This window comes from Micromonospora sp. 4G55 (assembly GCF_016803375.1).
The window spans coordinates 1-2,419 of record NZ_JAEVHN010000825.1 but is presented as its reverse complement, the minus strand read 5'-3'; the positions used below and the strand labels follow the sequence as shown (position 1 = coordinate 2,419).

The 2,419-nt window shown below is 73.4% G+C and carries 2 protein-coding genes; both read right to left on the bottom strand.

Translation table 11 applies throughout. The features are described 5' to 3' along the window. A partial coding sequence (locus tag JNW89_RS34770) for a BTAD domain-containing putative transcriptional regulator (RefSeq protein ID WP_238452255.1) occupies positions 1-1,273 on the bottom strand: 1,273 nt, incomplete at its 3' end. Positions 1,274-1,674: 401 nt separating this feature from the next. Beyond that, complete coding sequence (locus tag JNW89_RS34765) at positions 1,675-2,103, bottom strand: carboxymuconolactone decarboxylase family protein (protein WP_238452256.1); 429 nt, start codon at positions 2,101-2,103, stop codon at positions 1,675-1,677. Positions 2,104-2,419 lie beyond the last annotated feature (316 nt).

The window sequence follows — 2,419 nt, the reverse complement described above, 5'->3', positions numbered from 1 at the left end:
TGCTGAGCCGGCTGCGGCTGGTGACGATCACCAGACAGCCGGGGCCGCCCGGCAGCAGGTGCCGGATCTGCTCGGCGTCCCGGCAGTTGTCGAGCAGGATCAGCAGGCGCCGGCCGGCAAGCCTGCTGCGGTACATGCCCGCCTGGGCGTGCAGCTCGGCGGGAATGCCCTCCTGGGGCACCCCGAGCGAGCCGAGGAAGCCGCGCAGCGCCTCGGCCGGGCTCATCGCGGGCTCCCGCCCGTCGTATCCGCGCAGGTCGACATAGAGCTGCCCGTCCGGGTAGCCGGCGGCGAACCGGTGGGCGAGGTGGACGGCGAGGGCGGTCTTGCCGATCCCGGGCATGCCGTCGATCGCGAGCACCGCCGGCCCGCCCGGGCGCGCGACCGCCGCGCGGGCCTCGGCGACGAGGTCGTCCCGGCCGCTGAAGAAGGGCAGGTCCGGCGGCAGCTGCGCGGGCCGGGGAAGTGGCGAGGGCGATTTGGTACGCATCGGCTGGGTGCGCTGGTGCAGCAGCCGGTCGTACGCCTCCCGCAGCTCGTCGCCCGGATCGATGCCCAGGTCGTCGGCGAGCCGGCGGCGCACCACCCGGTACATCTCGACGGCTTCCGCCTGGCGACCGTCGGCGGCGAGCGCCAGCAGCAACCGGCTCTGCAGCGACTCGTCGAGCGGGTGCTGCTCGGCTGCCTGCCGCAGCGGCGCCAGCACCGCGCTCAGCCGGCCGCAGCGCTCGGCGGCGTCGGCGGCCTCGCGCACGGCTTGGGCGCGTTCGGCCTCCACGGCGAGGAACGCGGGATGCTGGCGGGAGGCCGGTTCCAGACCCGCGGCGCACCGACCGCGCCACAGCCGCAGCCCGTCGAGGGAGTGCCGCAGCGCCGACTCGGGGTCGCCGTCCTGCAGGCTGCGGCCCGCCCGCCGGCTCAGCGACCGGAACTTCAGCAGGTCGAGGGACTCCTCGTCGGCACGCAACCGATAGCCGGAGAGCTCTCGGAGGATGTGCCGGCCCGCCGACCGGGTGGGCAGGCCGGGCTCGAGCAGCCGCCGGAGCACCCCGACGTGCCGGTGCACGACGTTCGCGGCGCTGGCCGGGGCTTCCTCGTCCCAGAGCAGGTCGACCAGCTCGGCCAGGGAGACCGGTGAACCGGCCCGGGCCAGCAGCAACGCGAGCACCAGGCGCTGCTGGCGGGCACCCAGATGCAGCTCGGCGCCGGCCCGGACCACCCTGACCGAGCCGAGCACCGAGAAACCGATCGTCTCCCCCGCCGCCGCCCGCACAGCGGCAACGGTAACCGGCGATCCGCCACCCGGGCCTTGCGACCAGCGGGTCTTCGGGACGGCGACGGCGGCGGGGTGGCCCACCACTCCTAGTTGACCCGCGGCAACCTTTCTCCCACGGCACTGATTGAGGTCCACCCGGCCGTCGCCGGTCATGCCGGTACGCCGGGTGGCACCGGCGGCTCAGGTGGGTGTCCTCGGGCGCGGACCGTGTCGGAGGTGGCGACGCCGGCTCACCCGGCGGCCCGGCTACCGGCGCTCACCGGCGCTCACCGGCGTCGAGCTTGCCCTGTTCAGGTCTACCGACGGCTCGTCGACGGTGTCCCGGTATCGGGGGCAACCCGGTGGTGCAGAGGCTCCGCTCTTCGACGTGATGCCGCGCTTCTCCCACGTCCGCGCGATCACACACCCGGGTCGGAGCCTTCCGGGTCCTCCGCGAAGACCTGGGCCGCGACCTGGTAGCCGTCGAAGGCGCGGGCAACGCCGGCGTAGACCGCGACCTGGAGGAAGACTTCGGCGATCTCTTCCTTGGTGGCACCGGCGTTGAGCGCGATGCGAAGCTGACCGCGAAGTGGCTCCAGGACGCCGAGTGTGGCCGCGATGGTCACGGAGACCAGTGCCCGCGTCCGGGTGTCCAGATGCTCGGTGCGCGGCCAGACGTCGCCGAAGGCGTGCGTCGTCGCGATCCGCTTGAAGTCTGCACCGTTGGCCGGCTCACCAGGGGTAGCGCCGAGAAAGCGCTCCAAGCGGAAGCCCAGCAGACGCTCCGCCGTGTCCAGCGCGGCCGCGTATCCCGGGTCTGCCGCCGCAGCTGCCTGGTGGTTCGCCATGATGCTCACTCTTCCACCTACCAGGGCACAGGGGGCGAGACCGCCGTCGGCCACGCCCCGGTCGCTCGGAACGCCTCCGTGCAGCAGCCGAAACCAGTCCGTTCGGCTCTGGCTAAACGACGTCTCACCTGGTCCGCTGAGGGACAGGACCACTCGGTTGGTCATCTGGACCGGAATCGAGACCGGCATGGACAACAGCTATCTCCCTCGACGTGCGCGCCACCTGAGCTGCGCCCTCCTGACCGGCGTCGGCACCCTGCTGGCGTTCGCCGGAGCGGCGCCGGCCTCCGACCGCACCGCCGCCGCCCCGGCCAGC